Raw genomic sequence first — 1,719 nt, forward strand, 5'->3', positions numbered from 1 at the left:
GCCGAAGCCGGCGCGCGCCTCAAGCGCTGGCCGTTCCACCCCAACGGCACCGAGGGTTTCGCGAAGGCCGAGGTCACCGTCGGGGGAATTTCGACCGCAAATCTGTCGTCGCAAACAATGATGGCCAAAAGCGTTCCCGGCCTGTATGCGGTCGGCGAAGCCGTGGACGTCACCGGGTGGCTGGGCGGCTATAATTTTCAATGGGCCTGGGCCAGCGGATACGCGGCGGGTCAGGCCCTTTAGGAAAAACCCACATATTTCCTCGTCATGCTGAACCGGTTTCAGCATCCACGACCCAATTGCCGGACTCGGGCGATAGACCCGAGCCGAATCCCGGGCGGCGAAGAACGAAACCACGGCGCCTTTGCCGTCCAGGACAAGAAGAACAAAATGCCTTTCGAACATCTCTCGCCCGTCCTTGCGGACGCCCTCACCGCGCGCGGCTATGAAGCGCTCACCCCCGTTCAGACGCAGGTCACCGAGGCCGAAGCCAAAGGCCGCGACCTGCTCGTCTCCGCCCAGACCGGCTCTGGCAAGACCGTCGCCTTCGGCCTCGCCATGGCCGATGAGCTGATCGAGGGCGAGCGCCTGCCCTTCGCCACCTCGCCGCTCGCGCTCATCGTCGCACCGACGCGCGAACTCGCGCTGCAGGTCAGCCGCGAACTCGGCTGGCTCTATGCCAAGGCCGGCGCCCGCATCGCGACCTGCGTCGGCGGCATGGACGCCAGCAAGGAACGCCGCGCGCTCGGCCAGGGCGTGCAGATCGTCGTCGGCACCCCGGGGCGTCTGCGCGACCACCTCGAACGCGGCGCGCTCGACCTTACCGCGCTGCGCGTCGCGGTGCTCGACGAGGCCGACGAAATGCTCGACATGGGCTTTCGCGACGACCTTGAGGAAATCCTCGACGGCACCCCCGCGACGCGCCGCACGTTGCTCTTCTCGGCGACGCTCCCCAAGCCGATCGTCCAGCTCGCCAAGCGTTACCAGCAGGACGCGCTGCGCATCTCGACCGTCGGCGAAGACCGCGGCCATGGCGACATCGCCTATCAGGCGGTGACCGTCGCGCCCGCCGACATCGAGGGTGCGGTCGTCAACCTGCTTCGCCTCCACGACGCCGAGACCGCTATGCTGTTCTGCGCGACGCGTGACAACGTCCGCCGCCTCCACGCCAGCCTCGTCGAACGCGGTTTCGCCGCGGTCGCCTTGTCGGGCGAGCATAGCCAGAACGAGCGCAACGCCGCGCTGCAAGCCCTTCGTGACAGACGCGCCAAGGTCTGCGTCGCGACCGACGTCGCCGCGCGCGGTATCGACCTGCCGACGCTCAGCCTCGTCATCCACGTCGAAATCCCGCGCGATGCCGAAGCGCTCCAGCACCGTTCGGGCCGCACCGGCCGTGCGGGCAAAAAGGGCACCGCGGTCATCATCGTCCCCTACCCGCGCCGCCGCCGCGTCGACGGCATGCTGCGCGGCGCCCGCATCAACGCCGAATGGATGGACGCACCGACCGCCGCCGACGTGCGCGCACGCGACCAGGAACGGCTGATGGAAAAGCTGCTCACCCCGCAAGAACATGAGCCCGAGGATCTGGAACTCGCGCAGCGCCTGATGGCCGAGCGCACGCCCGAAGATATCGCCGCGTCGCTCGTCCGTTCGCACCGTGCGCTGATGCCGCCGCCCGAGGATCTGCTCGACAACGGCCCGCGCGCGCGCGGCGACCGC

2 protein-coding genes are annotated in these 1,719 nt (G+C 68.4%); both read left to right on the forward strand.

All coding sequences use genetic code 11. The features are described from left to right. Positions 1-243, forward strand: a 243-nt coding sequence (locus VN047_RS10850) for an NAD(P)/FAD-dependent oxidoreductase (RefSeq protein ID WP_325542550.1), incomplete at its 5' end; no start/stop codon positions are given. Positions 244-390: 147 nt separating this feature from the next. Beyond that, on the forward strand, positions 391-1,719 hold a 1,329-nt coding region (locus VN047_RS10855; RefSeq protein WP_325542552.1), incomplete at its 3' end, for a DEAD/DEAH box helicase.

The organism is Sphingopyxis sp., assembly GCF_035565275.1.
Lineage (GTDB): Bacteria > Pseudomonadota > Alphaproteobacteria > Sphingomonadales > Sphingomonadaceae > Sphingopyxis.